Annotated in this window: 17 protein-coding genes and 4 pseudogenes; 13 read left to right on the plus strand and 8 right to left on the minus strand. The window is 57.2% G+C overall.

Annotated features, from left to right (window positions below; genetic code table 11):
• Nucleotides 1-39 precede the first annotated feature (39 nt).
• Nucleotides 40-855 carry an IS5 family transposase gene (locus HTIA_RS15145; protein WP_079980354.1) on the plus strand — a complete coding sequence of 272 codons (816 nt, stop codon included), beginning with the start codon at nt 40-42 and terminating at the stop codon, nt 853-855.
• 219 nt (nt 856-1,074) lie between these two features.
• Here the strand turns inward: HTIA_RS15145 and HTIA_RS15150 are convergent.
• A pseudogene (locus tag HTIA_RS15150) lies at nt 1,075-1,359 on the minus strand (ParA family protein); the annotation flags it as partial.
• Nucleotides 1,360-1,541: 182 nt separating this feature from the next.
• On the opposite strand from HTIA_RS15150, the gene HTIA_RS15155 reads away from it, so the two are divergent.
• A complete protein-coding gene (locus tag HTIA_RS15155) occupies nt 1,542-1,742 on the plus strand; it encodes a ribbon-helix-helix protein, CopG family (protein ID WP_008523611.1) in 201 nt (66 codons plus the stop codon).
• Between the two features lie 129 nt (nt 1,743-1,871).
• On the opposite strand, the gene HTIA_RS15160 is transcribed toward HTIA_RS15155, so the two are convergent.
• Nucleotides 1,872-2,264 (minus strand): SpoIIAA family protein, encoded by a 393-nt coding sequence (locus HTIA_RS15160; RefSeq protein WP_008523610.1) that lies wholly within the window; start codon nt 2,262-2,264, stop codon nt 1,872-1,874.
• 435 nt (nt 2,265-2,699) lie between these two features.
• Here HTIA_RS15160 and HTIA_RS15165 point away from each other — a divergent pair, with 435 nt between their 5' ends.
• Complete coding sequence (locus HTIA_RS15165; RefSeq protein WP_008523609.1) at nt 2,700-3,338, plus strand: hypothetical protein; 639 nt, start codon at nt 2,700-2,702, stop codon at nt 3,336-3,338.
• A 9-nt stretch (nt 3,339-3,347) separates the two neighbouring features.
• On the opposite strand, the gene HTIA_RS15170 is transcribed toward HTIA_RS15165, so the two are convergent.
• The gene (locus tag HTIA_RS15170; protein WP_148291004.1) at nt 3,348-4,085 is read right to left on the minus strand and encodes a hypothetical protein; all 738 of its coding nucleotides are present in this window, start codon (nt 4,083-4,085) and stop codon (nt 3,348-3,350) included.
• Nucleotides 4,086-4,255: 170 nt separating this feature from the next.
• Here HTIA_RS15170 and HTIA_RS15175 point away from each other — a divergent pair, with 170 nt between their 5' ends.
• Nucleotides 4,256-4,513 carry a hypothetical protein gene (locus tag HTIA_RS15175; RefSeq protein WP_008523607.1) on the plus strand — a complete coding sequence of 86 codons (258 nt, stop codon included), beginning with the start codon at nt 4,256-4,258 and terminating at the stop codon, nt 4,511-4,513.
• A 120-nt stretch (nt 4,514-4,633) separates the two neighbouring features.
• Here HTIA_RS15175 and HTIA_RS15180 read toward each other — a convergent pair whose 3' ends face one another.
• Nucleotides 4,634-5,206: a hypothetical protein gene (locus tag HTIA_RS15180; protein ID WP_008523606.1), complete on the minus strand. Its 573-nt coding sequence runs from the start codon at nt 5,204-5,206 to the stop codon at nt 4,634-4,636.
• Between the two features lie 495 nt (nt 5,207-5,701).
• On the opposite strand from HTIA_RS15180, the gene HTIA_RS15185 reads away from it, so the two are divergent.
• Nucleotides 5,702-6,139: a hypothetical protein gene (locus HTIA_RS15185; RefSeq protein ID WP_008523605.1), complete on the plus strand. Its 438-nt coding sequence runs from the start codon at nt 5,702-5,704 to the stop codon at nt 6,137-6,139.
• Between the two features lie 167 nt (nt 6,140-6,306).
• Here the strand turns inward: HTIA_RS15185 and HTIA_RS15190 are convergent, their stop codons facing one another.
• Together HTIA_RS15190 and HTIA_RS15195 are read right to left on the minus strand one after the other, a co-directional pair.
• On the minus strand, nt 6,307-6,669 hold the full coding sequence (locus tag HTIA_RS15190) for a hypothetical protein (RefSeq protein WP_008523603.1): 363 nt from the start codon (nt 6,667-6,669) through the stop codon (nt 6,307-6,309).
• A gap of 254 nt (nt 6,670-6,923) precedes the next feature.
• Nucleotides 6,924-7,190, minus strand: a complete 267-nt coding sequence (locus HTIA_RS15195; RefSeq protein WP_008523601.1) for a hypothetical protein — start codon at nt 7,188-7,190, stop codon at nt 6,924-6,926.
• A 176-nt stretch (nt 7,191-7,366) separates the two neighbouring features.
• Here HTIA_RS15195 and HTIA_RS15200 point away from each other — a divergent pair, with 176 nt between their 5' ends.
• The 4 genes from HTIA_RS15200 to HTIA_RS15215 all read left to right on the plus strand — a co-directional run bounded on the left by HTIA_RS15200 (nt 7,367) and on the right by HTIA_RS15215 (nt 9,756).
• Complete coding sequence (locus HTIA_RS15200) at nt 7,367-7,774, plus strand: hypothetical protein (protein ID WP_020931549.1); 408 nt, start codon at nt 7,367-7,369, stop codon at nt 7,772-7,774.
• A gap of 70 nt (nt 7,775-7,844) precedes the next feature.
• The gene (locus HTIA_RS15205; RefSeq protein ID WP_008523598.1) at nt 7,845-8,672 is read left to right on the plus strand and encodes a DUF6159 family protein; all 828 of its coding nucleotides are present in this window, start codon (nt 7,845-7,847) and stop codon (nt 8,670-8,672) included.
• Between the two features lie 213 nt (nt 8,673-8,885).
• Complete coding sequence (locus tag HTIA_RS15210; protein WP_275040311.1) at nt 8,886-9,197, plus strand: DUF5518 domain-containing protein; 312 nt, start codon at nt 8,886-8,888, stop codon at nt 9,195-9,197.
• 208 nt (nt 9,198-9,405) lie between these two features.
• Nucleotides 9,406-9,756 (plus strand): hypothetical protein, encoded by a 351-nt coding sequence (locus HTIA_RS15215; RefSeq protein WP_008523596.1) that lies wholly within the window; start codon nt 9,406-9,408, stop codon nt 9,754-9,756.
• A gap of 435 nt (nt 9,757-10,191) precedes the next feature.
• On the opposite strand, the gene HTIA_RS15220 is transcribed toward HTIA_RS15215, so the two are convergent.
• On the minus strand, nt 10,192-11,241 hold the full coding sequence (locus HTIA_RS15220; protein ID WP_008523595.1) for a hypothetical protein: 1,050 nt from the start codon (nt 11,239-11,241) through the stop codon (nt 10,192-10,194).
• Nucleotides 11,242-11,477: 236 nt separating this feature from the next.
• Between HTIA_RS15220 and HTIA_RS15225 the strand changes: the two genes are divergently transcribed.
• Complete coding sequence (locus HTIA_RS15225; RefSeq protein WP_008523594.1) at nt 11,478-11,771, plus strand: hypothetical protein; 294 nt, start codon at nt 11,478-11,480, stop codon at nt 11,769-11,771.
• A 93-nt stretch (nt 11,772-11,864) separates the two neighbouring features.
• Here the strand turns inward: HTIA_RS15225 and HTIA_RS15230 are convergent, their stop codons facing one another.
• Nucleotides 11,865-12,311 carry a hypothetical protein gene (locus HTIA_RS15230; protein ID WP_044951387.1) on the minus strand — a complete coding sequence of 149 codons (447 nt, stop codon included), beginning with the start codon at nt 12,309-12,311 and terminating at the stop codon, nt 11,865-11,867.
• Nucleotides 12,312-12,516: 205 nt separating this feature from the next.
• On the opposite strand from HTIA_RS15230, the pseudogene HTIA_RS15235 reads away from it, so the two are divergent.
• The 3 pseudogenes from HTIA_RS15235 to HTIA_RS15245 form a co-directional block, all read left to right on the plus strand.
• A pseudogene (locus HTIA_RS15235) lies at nt 12,517-13,518 on the plus strand (IS4 family transposase); the annotation flags it as partial.
• Nucleotides 13,519-13,731: 213 nt separating this feature from the next.
• A pseudogene (gene tnpC, locus HTIA_RS15240) lies at nt 13,732-15,095 on the plus strand (IS66 family transposase).
• A gap of 8 nt (nt 15,096-15,103) precedes the next feature.
• Nucleotides 15,104-15,460: pseudogene (locus HTIA_RS15245) on the plus strand (IS4 family transposase); the annotation flags it as partial.
• Nucleotides 15,461-15,462 lie beyond the last annotated feature (2 nt).

The following is a 15,462-nucleotide window of genomic DNA, read 5'->3' on the forward strand; positions in this document are numbered from 1 at the left end:
TCCGTCAAGTTAACCGGGGAATGGACGCCGTCTGGCGATATGGCATCGCTCAGACGGCTCGCTCGAATGTGTCGTGATCTTGCCAAACAGCACGCTGACAATCCGGACGTACCCGCCGCGCCGGACGGCGCGGACGGGTACGCCGAGTGGGTGCAGATCGCGTTGATTCTGTACCGTGTCGAACTGGAGAAGAGTCTCCGTGAGACTGAAGACTACCTCAACGAGATGCCCGGTATTCTCGCCGTATTCGACCTCGACGAGGCACCGAACTACAGCTCGTTCTGCCGGTGGGAACAGGAGTACCGGATGCGTGAACTCCGCCGCCTGCTCCGCCGAAGCGCGGAGCAGGCGGGCTGGAGTGGTGAAGCCGCGATTGATGCGAGTGGCTTCCAGCGTGATCAAACTAGCTACCACTACCGCGACCGCGCGAATTACTCATTCCAGTCGATGAAGACGACGATCTTGATCGACGTGAACTCGCTAGCTATCAAGGACGTTCACTACACGACGCAGAAGGCTTGGGACGGCCACATCGGGATGCAGGTCTTCCGCCGGAACGCGGAAGACCTGCGTGTGTTGTCCGCTGACGCGAACTACTCGTGGGGAGAACTTCGTGAGGAGTGTCGTTCCGAGTCAACGCGACCACTGATCAAGCACAGGGAACAGACACCGTTGCAGAAGGCCCACAACGCCCGAATGAACGAGGACTACAACCAGCGCTGGATGAGTGAAACCGGCTTCTCGCAGTTGAAGGAAGACGACGGCGAGAAGCTGCGCTCCCGGAGCTGGCACGGCCAGTTCCGGGAGCTGACTCGGAAGTGCATCATCCATAACCTAACGCAGGCGGCGAGTTAAGGGCTCGCCGCCTGCTCTCCTTCTCCGGACGTATCCGGGAGAGGCATCGCCGTCGTCATCGGAACAACGGAGCAAGGTACCATAATTGTGACCCTTCAGCAACCGCCGTGAGTGACAGCGACTGCATCTTCTGAGGTCGAAAAGCCGTCTCTAGCGCCGTGAAATTGTAGATCAGCAACCCCACCCCGACGCCTTCTTGCGTTCAACAAGGCATGCATACTCGAGGATGTTATGAGCCGGGATGATGTCGATCCCCTCGCTAGACTTGATAAGATCTGTAAACTCGCCGCGGGGACGTTCGACCATGTGCCGGAGGAGACTGTCTGCCTGTTCGTCGTTCCGATCGTCGTCGACGTCGAGCAAATACGATAACGATGCCTCCTGCGTGTCGAGGTCGATCACGAGGACGTCTCTGCCAGCACGGACGTCCGCCTTCGCGAGATTCGCGGCGAGCGTCGTCTTCCCCACGCCGCCAGCTTCTGAATACACTGTGTAGGCCAGCATAGTTACCCAGTTGAGCTACTCAGCCATAAAGCTCAGTCAGACGGTATAGCTATACAGTATAGCTAAACAATGTAGCTTTACCAGAGCCTGTCATAGAATAGTTCTCATGGTTTGCTGAGTCATCTCTAACGAATTGAAAGCGCCGTACACTTAGTGCACGCTGTTTTTAGCTTGTCGTAGCTATGGCGAAAAAGAAGTTCGGAGTCGCTGTTGACGAGGAAACCATGCGAGAAGTGGATGAACTGGTCGCTGAATGTGACGATCTCGGAGTCAGCCGCTCCGAGATCGTCGAAGCCATTCTCACAGCATTCGTTCAATCCGAGACAAATCACGTTGAACGGGTTCGAGAAATCATAATTCGGAAACGAAAAGACACTCTCTGACTATTTGTAAACGCCGTGCACCTAGTGCACGCATCTCTAAATCAGTAATACATTATAATAGTAATCAAACTGACTGTAGTATGTGAAGAGTTCTATGACAGGCTCACAGCAAAGATAGTAACCGTAGTGCTACGGGCGGTCTGAGGCGGTACGGATCCATCGCAAGGCGTCGTCGCGGTTGTCTTGGTGGAAGTATCGCATGTGGTCGGGAGCAACTGGCCAGATTGGCCGAATGGCTCGCCATTGGTGATAGAGTAATTTTGCCCAGAGCGAGTCTCCAACGCACGCATAGGAACGGATGTCGAACTCGGGTCCGTATCGAAGGTCTGGAACAATCCCGTGGAGATGGGTGAGATACGTCGTTGCTGTCCAGTCAGGGACTTCTTCATACACTCGGATTGACCCGTGTTGCTTCGTTCGCTCGATGAGTAGAGAGTAGAACTCCTCGTACCCGTCCGCAGTACCACTCCCGACACGTACCGCAACGAGATCGTCGTCTGTCGCGTCCAGTCTCTCAAACATCCTTAGCAAACGCAGTCGAACAGGTTCGTCAAAGTTTCATTGGTATTCGACGAATCAGTTCGCACACTCACTCGCAGTCCGGGGGCGCTATTGGTTGCTATCCTCGTTTTCTGGCATATCCTGGTGTATATCCCACCGATTGGGAGTGGACAAGGTGATTCGCCCGGATTTCTTTTCGTATTCGTGTGGGCACCGATGTACCTCCTCGGCTACGTATTGCTGGCCGTGGTAGAATACTGGCTTCGAGGTCGTAACGTCTCAGCTTCCTTCCCAACTCCGTGATTAGGTGCCATTTCTGTCGGAAACCGATAGATACGCACACCTGCTGATCGGATGATCCACTCTGACAGTTATGAAATCAACACCCAGGCGAACAGTACTATGACATCCCCCACCCGAACACCAAAGACCCCACCACGCAAATCCCGAGATACGATGCCCTCCCTGCTCGAACGCCTTCTCGTCAGCGACACGCCGGACGAACAGGTCGACCTCGAATCACGACAACAGAATGCTGATGAGACGCTCCGAACGGCCGTTGAACAACAGGGGTACGCCGTCGAGGACTGTAGCGTCACTGGCGTCGCGGTCGTCAACGAAGGCCCGGACGGTGAACCGGTCGTCGTTCCCATCGCGCGCTTCTCACTCGGCGAGGATGTCGAGACACCCGACAAAGACCTCGTCTGGGAACTCGTCGGCGAAGCCGCGAGTGCCCTCCAGGTGCCCTTCGACGACGTGTTCATCCGGCACTACGACATCCAGTTCACCTTCGACGGCGACGAACTCTTCGAGGCCGAGACGTGCCGCCGCGTCCTCCTCACCGACGCGCTCGTCGACCAGTACGCGACGGACCCTGAGTTCTCGCTGTCGCAGCTTCGTGACGCCGTCCTCGCGGCCGACGATATCGACGACGAAATCGCACCCGTCGCCTGGGGCGAGTGCCGCGACTACAGCCAGACCGACGACGCCGCGATCGTCGTCGGTGGGGCGGCGGCCGCGGCCGGTGCGAGCGCGAGTGCCGCCAGCTGTGCCGGAGCTGGAGCTGCGGCCGGCGGCGGAGGCGGTGCGTGTTGACCGACCCGGCTACGTGAGGAACAAGAGGAAGTATCCAAGCAGTAGTCCCACGACCCCGATAAGGACGCCCGCGATCGACGTTTTCGCCATTCGTCCGACCGTCGCTATCGGTGAGCCATCGGAGACGACGATCGGATCGAGTCCTGATCTGTCAGGCGTGACGCGGCCGACCACCGTGATGTCCGCGCCGACTGCAGCGCGCTGTTCACTGTATCGCCGCGTCCCCAGTGAGAGCGTACGTGCAAGCGGTGCGAGAAATCCGGGTGGGTGCTGCCACCGCGTCGACGCCGGGATCGCCTCGTGGTCGCGTTCGAAGGTGGCAATTCGTTCGGTCGGTTCGGCAGTGGCACGCGTCGTCTCCACAACGTGAGACTCGAGTGCGACTGTCTGCACGGGCTCATCAACGGACACGGAATCAGTCTCCGTTCGAACGGTAAACGGAACGGCTGCTGTCGCCTCGTAAACCGTCACGTACCACGGGAACAGGTAGAGGAAGGAGAGTCGTCGTTCCTCGATTTGGTAGCGTAATGCGACGCAGTCGACGCCACTGAACGGAGCGACAAGGACATCGTCATCGCTCGCTGTGACGGTGCCGGCAACTCGAACGAGTGCATTAGGAGAGACGTCATCGAGTGTCTCACGGTCTGTCGCGCGGAGGACGGCGGTCGCTCGCCAGATGTACCGTCCACTCGCAAGGAGTACGATTCCGCCGATGAGGAGCATCGCACCGCCGAAAAACGTCGTCACAGATAGACCACCTACGAGGGCCATACGCGTGACACGAACTGCTCAAGTCCACCGGTTTGGCTCTGTCGATTTTCTCTCTCCAAGACTTGTTCTGGCGGAACGAACCTGGTGAAGAATTTATCGCTCAGTACGAGCGCAAGAGATAATGGATAGTGAACGTAAGAGCCAATATGGGAGAGTCAGACGACCTCACTGAATCCGAAATACGGTATGCCGTAAGAGATGGGGTATTTAGGGGCGGATGGTCCATCCTTTCGGCCATTTTCTGGACGATACTGGCTGTGTTCACGGTTCTTGTTGGCCTCCAAGCCGTCCAAATAGCAGTCCTTCCAGCTACAACCGGTTTTACTGCCATCGCCTTTGCTGCTATCGGGTTACTCATCACCGGCGCTAGCACCTATCTTCTCTATCTCCTCCACTGGGACTAGGAATAAATCATACTCCCATCCCCCACCTAGCGAATCTCCGCACTCGATTCAGGTATCGAGGACGGCGATGAACCCGAGCGCCCCAAGACCTCACGAGTCTCCCATTCTTGTTCAGACGTGCTAATCGATAGCTTCAGACTGGAGTCTCTCGACCACTACTGAGACGAACAGTGTCTGAACCCCGGCGGAGAGCGGGAATCCGATGAACACCACGACGCCTCGAAATACTACCGTCACGAGGGGGGACGATTCGATGCCAGCTACTGAGAACAGGACGGCGAGTGGGAACGACGCCATATAGAGCACCCACACCGGGAGAAATAGCAGGAAACTGAAGGGCAGAACGATTGGTTTCCAGACCGCTTCGTAGAGCGAAAGCGTATCGAGCGCTAAGAAGCCAACAAACCCGACGAACACCCCCACGAGTATGCCGCCAGCAAGGAGTGAGGGAGATCCAAGCCAGCGGACGATCCGGTGAGTGTCTCCTCGCTCATTGAATCTGAAGCGCGTTCCGAGGGCACCTGCGACCAACATCAACACGAGGAGGCCACTCAACAACGTGGTCACGCCCACTGCTGTCGGCTCGAAGCACAACGGCTGACAGAACTGGCCGCCCTGGAAGAACAGGAACGTGAGCGGATACGCAAGCAGTAAGAAGGGGAGGACACTCTGCCGGAGCCAGCTGCGATCCATACCATATGTCATCACCTCTGTATCATAAGCGTGTCTTGCAAACGAGCAATAGTTCCAACCCCGGTGTCCTTTTCAGAGCGGCAAGTGAACCTGCCGGTACAGACGATTGAACTACCAAACGCTCATATGGAGTTAATGAGGAACTGATGTATGTCAGACCGTACTGATCGCTTGCTTGCCCTCCACGTGATATTGATGTCTCTGCTCGTCGTGTCACAGACGACTGTCGTTCCTCGAAATCAACTCCTGGGTTCGATTGGTATACTATTCGGAGCTGTCGCCATCATATACGCACTTGGAGAACTCAAAAACGCGTCCTGACTCCAATTGCCGAATAGTACGTAGGATTGCCTGCCAATTCAACCAGCGAAGGTTCAAGCTCACTATTGATAGAACGATTGTGCTACTAACCTCTGGTAATTGGTGGGGCTGAGGCTGAGATCCACGGCTAATGCTTCCAGAAGATTGATGCGAACTCCGTTTGAATGAGAACGTATGTCAGAGACGAAGAGACCGGTCAGAGCGATCCTCCTCGGTGATGATCTCGGGCTGACCAAACGATGGAGCGCGATTGCGCTCGGCCTCTTCACGCTCGTCCTCGCCATCTACGTGGCCGGCTACTACCAGTCGGTGTATTCCCTCCTGCCGGGCCAAGCGATCATCGTTGGTGGGGGAACGGTTCTCGTTTTGCTGGCGGCGTGGCAGACGTATCAGAACCGGAGTTTTGTTCTGAGCCTCTTGGTCTGTATCGCTCCTGTGAGTGCCTTGTTTATCAGAATTGTCGGCGCTGGCCAGACGAGCACGCCGACGGTTGGTGACACGCTTCTCCTCGGCGTCGGGTGGGGACTCGTGTTTGGTGTTCCGCTTGGTGTCCTTGGCTTCTTGCTCGGGTACGCGGCCCGAACCGTAACAAAGCCGGACGCAGCTGCGTAACCGTCTTTCTGAGGTGTCATAGAATGGTTGACACACCTGTTTTGAACGGTAAGTACAGAGTGTACACTTCCTACAGCAGAAACGGTTAACTGACAGTCTGCAAATGGGGGGCGGCGAATGGGCGGTTAAGCCCGCCAAGACAGGATGCCGAATGGTTACGAATATACTCAGGCAGGGGCTGTGGTCGTCTCTTCTTCGATTACTAACGCCCGCATCTCCATCACGTCCTCCGGTGCTGAATGGGCCACCGCCACAATATCGGGCGTCTTCCGGAACGAGACTGTTGCGTCATATTCGTAATAGCGTGTACACGACTCACACTCGTTGTCATTCAGTAGAATGACCTCGACGATGACTCGGTCGGATTCTTGATTGTAAGCGTACGTAATATCGAGCGGTCCACACGCTGTTGTCCCCGATAACACGCCTTCGAGATGGAGCTGGTCGGCGGATTCATCGTACCGGGGCGATATTTCGTTCTGTTTGTCGCCACACCCACGGTCGAGAGCATCTACGCCTCGGTCTGTCACGAATGGTGTACTCCTGCCAAGCCCGAGACACCCGCTTGTGGCGATGAGTCCGCCACACGCCCCAGCGAGGAACCTCCGACGATTCATTGCTACAGATAGAACGTGGCCGATTGTTTAACTTACCTCTTTCAGTACGCATACCTACCTAACGTGTTTTCCACTAACTCTAGGAGAGTAACAAATCCCTTGGAAAGAGTTCTATGACACCCTCGTCTTTTCGTTAGAACGTTGACTCCAACGGGGCACGCTATTCACTAGAAAATCGGAGTGCCACCGTGTAGGCGGTGGTAGAGTTCGTCTCCGGCAAGAACGGTTAGTGTGGCCCCGAAGAGAGCGGCGGCGTATGTAGGCGGTGTTGCGGTGTCGTTGGTGAGTGCGATGGCAGTCAGCCAGAGCAATCCGACCCCGAACGCTCCGAGAACGGCCCACATCGCACCAGAAACGATGGACAGGACAGCATCGCGGCCCCCTCGATAGGCCGCCTCGTATTGAGCGGTAGTCTCAGGGGTGTCAGCAGTCATACGAAGCAATTCGCTTCACGACAACAAAAAGATTGCTCGTCGCCACTCGAGTGAAGCTGTCGGGACGCGCCGTTCGTCGATCTCCTCCACAAACTCACCTAACGGCGTGCCCACCCGACTGCAATCCATTGCGGAGGGACCACAAACGTCTCATAGCGTCACTACGAAACACAGATATGGCAACTGCCGAGCGAGGAGTACGGTCGTGGGTGACAGCGACTGTCGATTTCCTGCTGGCAGTGTTCGGGTTCGTACTTGCGTTCTACCCCTTGGTCTCGCTCGGAAACGCCGTTCTCGGATCACCGGGATCGGCTGCGACGGTTAATCTGGTTGTTGGTGTGTTGGCGTTCGGCGGTGCGTATCCTGTCGTTGCCGGTGACTGGTCGCTCGGTCGGTTAGGTGATTTTGCGTTCGTCCTGATCGCGTCGGCGATCGGATGGGGTATCATCGGGATGGTGAGTGTCCTCGCACTGGACGTGACCATCTCCGGGAGTAACCGTATGCCACAAGCGATCGTTTGGGGTGCTGCCTATGTGACTGCCTATCTGGTTGTGTACCGAACCGAGCTGTCGATCTATCGGTAACCACCAGTGTCTGAAACCCACAGCAAGCGGTAGATGAAGACTTATGACGACTCAGTAACGAAACTTCTGTATGTCCGGAAAGTTCAGTCGGGGGCTTGACGTCGTCGACGGAAGCCTCGACGTCTTCCGGGCGAACCCCCGTCTCGCAGTCCTCCCGCTGTGCAGCCTCCTGCTCGTCGGGAGTGGCTTCGCAATCGCGGCCGGTGTCGCCCTCCACTACGGTCTGGTCGCATCGATTTTCACGAATGACCTCATCACGTACGCTGCGATATTCGTCGGCCTCGCGCTCACCTCGAGTCTCGGCGCGTTCTTCAACGTCGCCGTTGCCCACTGCGCATTCCAATATTTCGACGGCGGAACACCGACCGTCCACGACGGGCTCCGCGCGGCGTGGCGCTCGCGCCGTGGAGTCGCGATTTGGGCGCTCACGTCCGCCACCCTCGGAACCATCCTCTACATCCTCGACGACAAGTTCGGCTTCCTTGGGAGTGCTGCGCGCCTCGTCTTCGACCTCGCGTGGGGCCTCCTGACCTTCTTCGTGGTCCCCGTCATCGTCGTTGAGGACACGGCAGACCTGCGCACCATTCTCCGTGAGAGTGGGAGCGCATTCAAGGAGACGTGGGGCGAAAGCGTCAGCGCCTCGCTGGGCGTTTCGCTGGTCGTCCTCCCGGTTGCGCTCGTCGGTATCGTCCTCTTGGGGGGTGCCTACCTCGGCCTGCACGGGATCGTTGCATGGGTCGTCGGGGGTCTTGGCCTGCTCTGCGTCGTCGCGGCGATCATCACGGCACAGGTCCTCGGTATGGTCGCGCGCACCGCACTCTACGAGTACGCGACCGAGGATCGCCGTGTCGGCCCGTTTGCCGACCGCAACCCAGCAAGTGTCTTCCCCGAGTCGTGACACTGACTGCGGCGGACTATCGACGGTGCTCTCGCGACCTCACCAACTATAGCCAGATGGACCAAACAATGCGACGTATTCACTTGCGTTGCATCCTCTGGAGATAATCATGTCTATCGGCACCCTCCACGTCCTCCGAAATAATCACACGTGGAAATACGCCCTACTTGGTGGCCTCATGTCGATTCCACTGGTTATTGGTGACTACTGGCTATCGGGAATGGGGCACTACTTTTCATCAACATGGTATTCTTCGGCGGGCTCATCGCTGGGTTTCTCGCAAAACGAGACGCGGCCAATGCGAGTAAGGCAGCTATCGGTGCCGGAATCCTCGGCGGATTGCCGGGATACATCTGGATATTTCCCGCGATGGTTCGGACTTGGCATAGTTTTGCGACATCGTGGTCGTCGACTATCGTAGCGACCTTGGTTATGACACTCGCCGGTGTGATGATGATCGGCACCGGTGCGCTTGGCGGCTTTCTCGGCGGTCTCGTCGGCGGGTGGCTGGCCAATCATAGCTGATTGAACTCGTTTACAGACAGGCCATAACACGAAATTCGGGATTCCTGATAGTACTGTCCCAGTTCGACCACGAGCAAGACAGAGGCCTGCCTAAGGGCTATTGCACCAAAATAACGTCTGGGGACCGTGATATCAACAGAGGCACTGGTCCCTGGCTGGCTCGAAATCCTCGGATAGGTTTTAGAAGCCACAAGCGGACGTTCTCAGTATGCCCTCCCAGATCGAATCCATCTCCCCGCTCGGGGTCGGCCTCGGCATCGGCGTCGCTATCGTGGCCGTCGCACTTGTTGGACTGGACTATTATCAGCCTGCTCCAGCTGCCCTTATCGCGACTGTCCTCTTGGCCTTCGCCGTCGCCTTACACGGTGTGAAGCCCTTCGGAGAGTCGATCGCCTATCATCTCCTGCAGGCAGCCGCGTTTGCAGTCTGGGGAACGATCGTAATCATCACAGACGACCTCACGTTCATTCCGGCGGTGTTCGTGGTCATCGGCCTCATTGGCGTACTCAACTACGGCTGGCAGGCCGTCCAGCGGGGGATTTGGACGCCGACAACCTAGAGGGTCATAGAACGGTTGGCACATCCGTATCTCAGCCCTCCAGAACCACTCACTACAGAATAGGGATGTAACGGAGGCAGGCGAATTATCCAGATCAATGCTCTTATTGAATATCCGATGAGATTGGTGGTATGCACCGGCTTGTTCGGGGTCTAGTATCTATCTTATTTGGGTTGTTCGTCGGATTTTCCGTCGCGTTCATATTCAGCCCGGACCCGACAGGTCTTTTTCCAATAGTTACAGGGTTGATTCTAACTGTCGTGTTAGCAGTGGGATTCTACGTCGGAGTTAGTAAGGTAACTTCTCCGGAATCCGAGTAGCCGCCATTACATTCGCAGATCCACTTGCCAGTGCGTTCAGTCTGTTCTACGCTGAAGGCAACTGCCTTCTGAATGGTTCGATAAAACTCTCCGCCAACCACCGAGTAACCACTGCTCAGGCGTCGCCATTGGTCTTCCGAGAACGATGCGCTCCGAACGCGATACCATATCCGAGAGGAATCACGCCGGTGAGCAGCCCAACGAAGACTGCCAGGCCGCCCAGAAGTCCCCCAATCACGCCGAGGGCGAGGACGCTCGCGCCGACAACCAACGCCGCCACGAAGCCGGTGAATCCGAGGAGCGCGAGCCAGCGGCGTTGATGAACGAGGACACCCGCGACCACGCCGGACGCGACGACGAGCGCACTCATGGGGCCGGTGACGAACCGCGACCATGACCCGCTCTCGAACACCAGTGTTCCGATGAACGCAACGGGCACGGCCATGGCTGCGACGCTAAGCGACCGCTGGACCGTCAGGGGGCGGTCGGTGAGCGGATTCCGATACCGGTAGGCCAGCAGGCCGAGTGCGACGGCGACGTACCCGCGTCCGACGGGCGTGAGGGCGTATCCGAGGAAACCACTGATGATTTTCCCAGCAATCGCCGTCTCACTCCGGGGCGCGACGGCATAGTACGTCTGGCCCTGCCGGTAGATCCCTCGCTCAACGTTCCAGTCGGTCACCGATCCCGACTGTATCGCAGACTTCGCCTTCGGTGGTGCCGCGTCGTAGGCGGTGGCGACTGAGTCCAAGACTGTCGTGGCAGTAACTTGTGCCATCTCGATACTGACGAATGTCGTCTCGTCGCTCACCGTCAGATTCCAGCGGTAGTACGCTCCCTCGTAGACGACGTATCTCGTTTCGAGGTCGTCGAGCGTGATGTGGAGTTCGGGTGGGACGGTTCCCGCGAACGAGCCGTTCGCAGCGGCGTGCTCGACTGGCTGACGGATCGACGCCGATTTGTCCTCGAGGCGCTCGTCGAGGTCTACGATCTGTCCAGAGGCGAACGCGACACGGCTCGGCTCCTCGCCCGGTTGGACGGCAGTCGCGGTGTACGTCACATCCATGTCGGTGACTGCCGCGTGGAACGCGAAGCTACCGACGACACCCACGACGAGGAGACCGAAGATAGCGATCGTCCGAAGGGAGGGCTTGGAGGGCTGCATCGGGTCGTCTATCTCTGTTCGGGATGATTGCATAAAGGCCCCGGAGAACAGTCAATCTGTCCGGAGTGGTACGCTTCGTGCTCCTCGAAGGTTAGGAAATGAGTGTTGTGAGAGTGACGTCTTCCGCGTCCAATACCGTGGTCTGAGGAGGATGTCATAGAACGGTTGGCACACCGACGTTGTGAATTGATAGATGTAGCCGAACGATTTACTTGGTCAAACGTCTGTTAGTACGTGTGAACACAGTTCGCCGGATACTGTTTCGTGAGCCAGATGGACGGCGGAAGGGGCTCCTCTTCTCACTCTTCTCCGTCATTTGCCTCCTCGGCTGGGCGTATTTCGGCATTGTACTCGACGGCCCTCACAATATGCTCTTTTTGGGTATCGCGTTCGCGTTCACCGGGGTAGCCGAATCTCTTCCGCCGACCCGACAGCGTTCAGCAGGCGTACTTCGAATAGTTGGCCTCGGTGTCCTCATCGTCTTTCTCGGTCTCCTCATACTGGCTCCAGAGGTAATCTGGGCTGAGTGAGTGGAGTCTGTCTTGAGAAGTACGCACGTGATGTGTGCGGTCGGTTCAGCCACTCTTGACTGGAATCAACAGCCCTGAATCGGTCAGTACAGACTATGCAAGTCTCGCTTTGATTCGAGAGCCGCCATAGATTCCAACAAGGATGACAATTCGGCTCAGCAGATATACAACCGCATAGATTAGACTTGTTGCGGGATGGTAGAAAAAGAGACCAACGTACGTCCCAAGCGTAACTGAAGTTATGACTGCTCTGGCCGGTACTGAATTATTGAGCCGATTAAAATACTCACGGCGCTGAACGAGATACGGAAGACCTGCCCCGAATACTACCGCTGGAACAACACCGAGTAGTATCGAGAGAATGGCTGACTCAGGAGCCGGCTCAAGAGTAACAATCCGAGTTGCGGCCACGAGGAAGAAAATCAAGCCAAATAGAATAGCAGTCAACACCGCTTGTACAGAACCAAGAAGGAACATCCTCGTTTCGGTGAAATCAACTGAGTCAACAGAAAACATCTGGCGTGCTGTCTGGAGGGCCATACTGGAGAACATGGATGTCTGATGAAAAGTGTTAGGTTCGCATGAACCCTGTAACGGCTGATTCGCCGTCGAACCTGCGCAAACAACACCTGTGAAGTGTTCTACGACACCCTCTGGTCTGAGGGGCATGCGTTCTAGTTTAGCGAAGAATCCAGTCGCTGTCTGCTGATTAGATATCGTCGGAACTACCCGGTTGAGGAACCCGGTGGGAAGTGTGTACTCTCCACCGGACTCGGTAGTTGTTGACCGAATTCAAAGAGCGTTTCCATCTGATGAGTTGCGCGAGCGCGCTCGCGCAACGAATCTCGTCGAACGTGAGCGGAAGTTCGACATCGTTGCGCTGTTTTACACGCTCTCGTTTGGCTTCGCTGCTGGTTCAGACCGCTCTCTGCAAGCGTTTCTCGAACGCTACGTCGAGATGGCTGACTGCGACGAACTCTCTTACGCCGCGTTCCACGATTGGTTCGAACCGGGGTTCGTTGCACTCCTTCGAGAGATTCTCGATGATGCCATCGAGAATCTCGATACCGGACGAGCCGACTTGAACGGACGCCTCGAACGATTTCGAGACGTCCTCATTGCCGACGCAACTATCGTTTCGCTGTACCAGGACGCCGCTGATGTCTACACAGCAACCGGCGACGATCAAGCCGAACTGAAGCTCCACCTCACCGAATCTCTCTCAACTGGCCTCCCGACACGATTCCGCACAACCGACGGGACGACTCACGAACGGAGTCAGCTACCCACCGGAGAGTGGGTAGCTGACGCCCTCATACTCCTCGATTTGGGCTTCTACGACTTCTGGCTGTTCGACCGCATCGACAAGAACGACGGCTGGTTCGTATCGCGCGTCAAAGACGACGCGAACTTCGAGATTGTCGAAGAACTGCGGACGTGGCGGGGGAACACTATCTCACTGGAAGGAGAGTCGCTGCAGGCCGTCCTCGACGACCTGCAGCGACAGGAGATCGATGTCCGCATCACACTCTCGTTCGAGCGCAAACGAGGGTCGGGCGCCAGCGCGACCCGGACGTTCCGATTGGTCGGCCTGCGCAACGAGGTGACCGAAGAGTACCATCTCTATCTGACGAATCTCGGCAAAGACGACTATAGCGCGCCCGATATCGCGCAGCTCTATCGGGCGCGCTGGGAGGTCGAACTGCTGTTCAAGGAGTTGAAGTCGCGGTTCGGCTTGGACGAGATGTACGTGTTTAGCCTCGGCTGATTTCGCCACCGTCTCATAGATGGCGACACGCGAGTGAAACATGGTCCATCAGCAGGGATTGAGTATGCTTTCTCAGGGATGGTCTCCGAGTAGCGGAGACCATCCCGTTGGCCCTGCTGTCATCGTTCAGAGGTGGGAGCGGTGAACGAGGACGAGTTCACCAAGGACGAACTTCTCTCACGGTTTCTCCAGATGGAGGAACGGATCGACGAACTGGAGGAGAAACTTGACCAGAAAGAGGAGCGGATCGAAGAACTCGAAACACGCCTCCGGAAGTACGAGAATCCCACACTCCACCCAGTAAGCGACGGTCGGGGACCGACGGGTCCCCGACCTCGCAGGACGACGAAGACGACGATGTCCGAACTGATGGCGGCACTCCTGGCCGAAAGGATGGTCACGACCCAGAGTGGCGCTCTCCGCCCGATCCTGATGAAGAAATCGAGGTCACCTCTGACTGTTGTCCTGAGTGTGGCGAACACTTCGACGAGTCGGTGGGCGTCAGCCCCCGACTCGTCGAGGAGATCCCTGATCCACAGCCACCAGAAGTCACCCAGTACAACCGCCACCGCTACCAGTGCGACTCCTGTGGAACAGAGACCGTTGCGACTCACCCCGACTGCCCCGATGAGGGGCAGTTCGGGGTGAACGTCATCGCGCAATCAGCTCTGTCACGGTACGATCACCGCCTTCCCTACCGGAAGATCGCTGACCGCTTCGAGCAACTGCATGGACTCGAACTCTCGGGCGCATCCGCGTGGCACGCGACCGAGCGCGCTGCGCGCGCCGGTCGCTGTGAATACGAGCAGATCCGTCAAGAGATCCAAGATGCTGACGTGGTTCACATCGACGAGACAGGCATCAAACGCGACGGTGAACAAGCGTGGATCTGGACGTTTCGGACCGCCCAGCACACGTTGTACGCGGTCAGAGAGAGTCGTGGGAGTGATGTTCCCGCGGAAGTCCTCGGCGAGGACTTCGCGGGAACGGTCGTCTGTGACGGGTGGACGGCGTACCCAGCTTTCAGCAGCAACCTCCAGCGGTGTTGGGCACATATTCTTCGAGAGGCTGAAGACGCCGCCGAAAAGCAGGCAGAAGGTGAACCGATCTACCACGCTCTCAGACAGGTGTACGTCGCTCTCCAGGTGCGGCTGGAGAGCGACTTGACCGTCCGTGAACGAGCAAACCTCCAGCGGGTAGCGCGAAGAGAGCTTGAATCGCTGATTGAGCGGTCAGTACCCGACGGACCAGTGGCAACACTGCTCGGGAAGATCGAAGGAGGTCTCGACCACTGGCTCACCTTCGTCGGTGAGCCAGCGGTCTCTCCGACGAACAATGCCGCGGAGAACGCGCTTCGTGAGCCAGTGGTTCTCCGGAAAATCATCGGAACGCTCCGTAATGACCGAGGAATGTTTGTTCACGAGACGGTCTTGTCCCTGCTGGCGACGTGGCGCCAGCAGGGACGCAATCCATACGAAGAGCTTCGTCGAGTCGTCAGCAGCAATGAGATGATCTCACGGGCTCACGCTGTGCCGGCCGTCGAGACTCCGGAGTAAACACGTACGACGAGATCAACACGACCGACGCCTACATCATCGAGGCGCTGATCATCATGGCGGCGATTTCGTTGATGATGAGTCGCGTAATCGTGGATGAGTTACGGTCGCTTGAGGCAAGACAGCGAGAGGCCGAAGCCGCCGCAGACGCCGACTCGTCGGCGTCGCGGCTCCCCCGCCGTCGCTGTTCGCTAGCCGTCGAACGCCACGCTCATCTGATCCAGCTGTACCTCATGGTCGAGCTGGGCTACGAACTGCCTGATTTGGACGAGCTGTTGCTGTGGGCGTCACGAAATCCAAATCCACACAGAGATCGGTTACGTGAGCAGGTTGAACGAGGTGAGTTCGGCTTTGACCGCCACTAAAC

The sequence above is a fragment of the Halorhabdus tiamatea SARL4B genome (assembly GCF_000470655.1).
Classification (GTDB): Archaea; Halobacteriota; Halobacteria; order Halobacteriales; family Haloarculaceae; genus Halorhabdus; species Halorhabdus tiamatea.

Coding starts and splice junctions, on each gene's coding strand:
- HTIA_RS15145 (WP_079980354.1), top strand. CDS start 40: ATGGCATCGCTCAGACGGCTCGCTCGAATGTGTCGTGATCTTGCCAAA.
- HTIA_RS15155 (WP_008523611.1), top strand. CDS start 1,542: ATGGCGAAAAAGAAGTTCGGAGTCGCTGTTGACGAGGAAACCATGCGA.
- HTIA_RS15160 (WP_008523610.1), bottom strand. CDS start 2,264: ATGTTTGAGAGACTGGACGCGACAGACGACGATCTCGTTGCGGTACGT.
- HTIA_RS15165 (WP_008523609.1), top strand. CDS start 2,700: ATGCCCTCCCTGCTCGAACGCCTTCTCGTCAGCGACACGCCGGACGAA.
- HTIA_RS15175 (WP_008523607.1), top strand. CDS start 4,256: ATGGGAGAGTCAGACGACCTCACTGAATCCGAAATACGGTATGCCGTA.
- HTIA_RS15180 (WP_008523606.1), bottom strand. CDS start 5,206: ATGGATCGCAGCTGGCTCCGGCAGAGTGTCCTCCCCTTCTTACTGCTT.
- HTIA_RS15185 (WP_008523605.1), top strand. CDS start 5,702: ATGTCAGAGACGAAGAGACCGGTCAGAGCGATCCTCCTCGGTGATGAT.
- HTIA_RS15195 (WP_008523601.1), bottom strand. CDS start 7,190: ATGACTGCTGACACCCCTGAGACTACCGCTCAATACGAGGCGGCCTAT.
- HTIA_RS15200 (WP_020931549.1), top strand. CDS start 7,367: ATGGCAACTGCCGAGCGAGGAGTACGGTCGTGGGTGACAGCGACTGTC.
- HTIA_RS15205 (WP_008523598.1), top strand. CDS start 7,845: ATGTCCGGAAAGTTCAGTCGGGGGCTTGACGTCGTCGACGGAAGCCTC.
- HTIA_RS15215 (WP_008523596.1), top strand. CDS start 9,406: ATGCCCTCCCAGATCGAATCCATCTCCCCGCTCGGGGTCGGCCTCGGC.
- HTIA_RS15220 (WP_008523595.1), bottom strand. CDS start 11,241: ATGCAGCCCTCCAAGCCCTCCCTTCGGACGATCGCTATCTTCGGTCTC.
- HTIA_RS15230 (WP_044951387.1), bottom strand. CDS start 12,311: ATGGCCCTCCAGACAGCACGCCAGATGTTTTCTGTTGACTCAGTTGAT.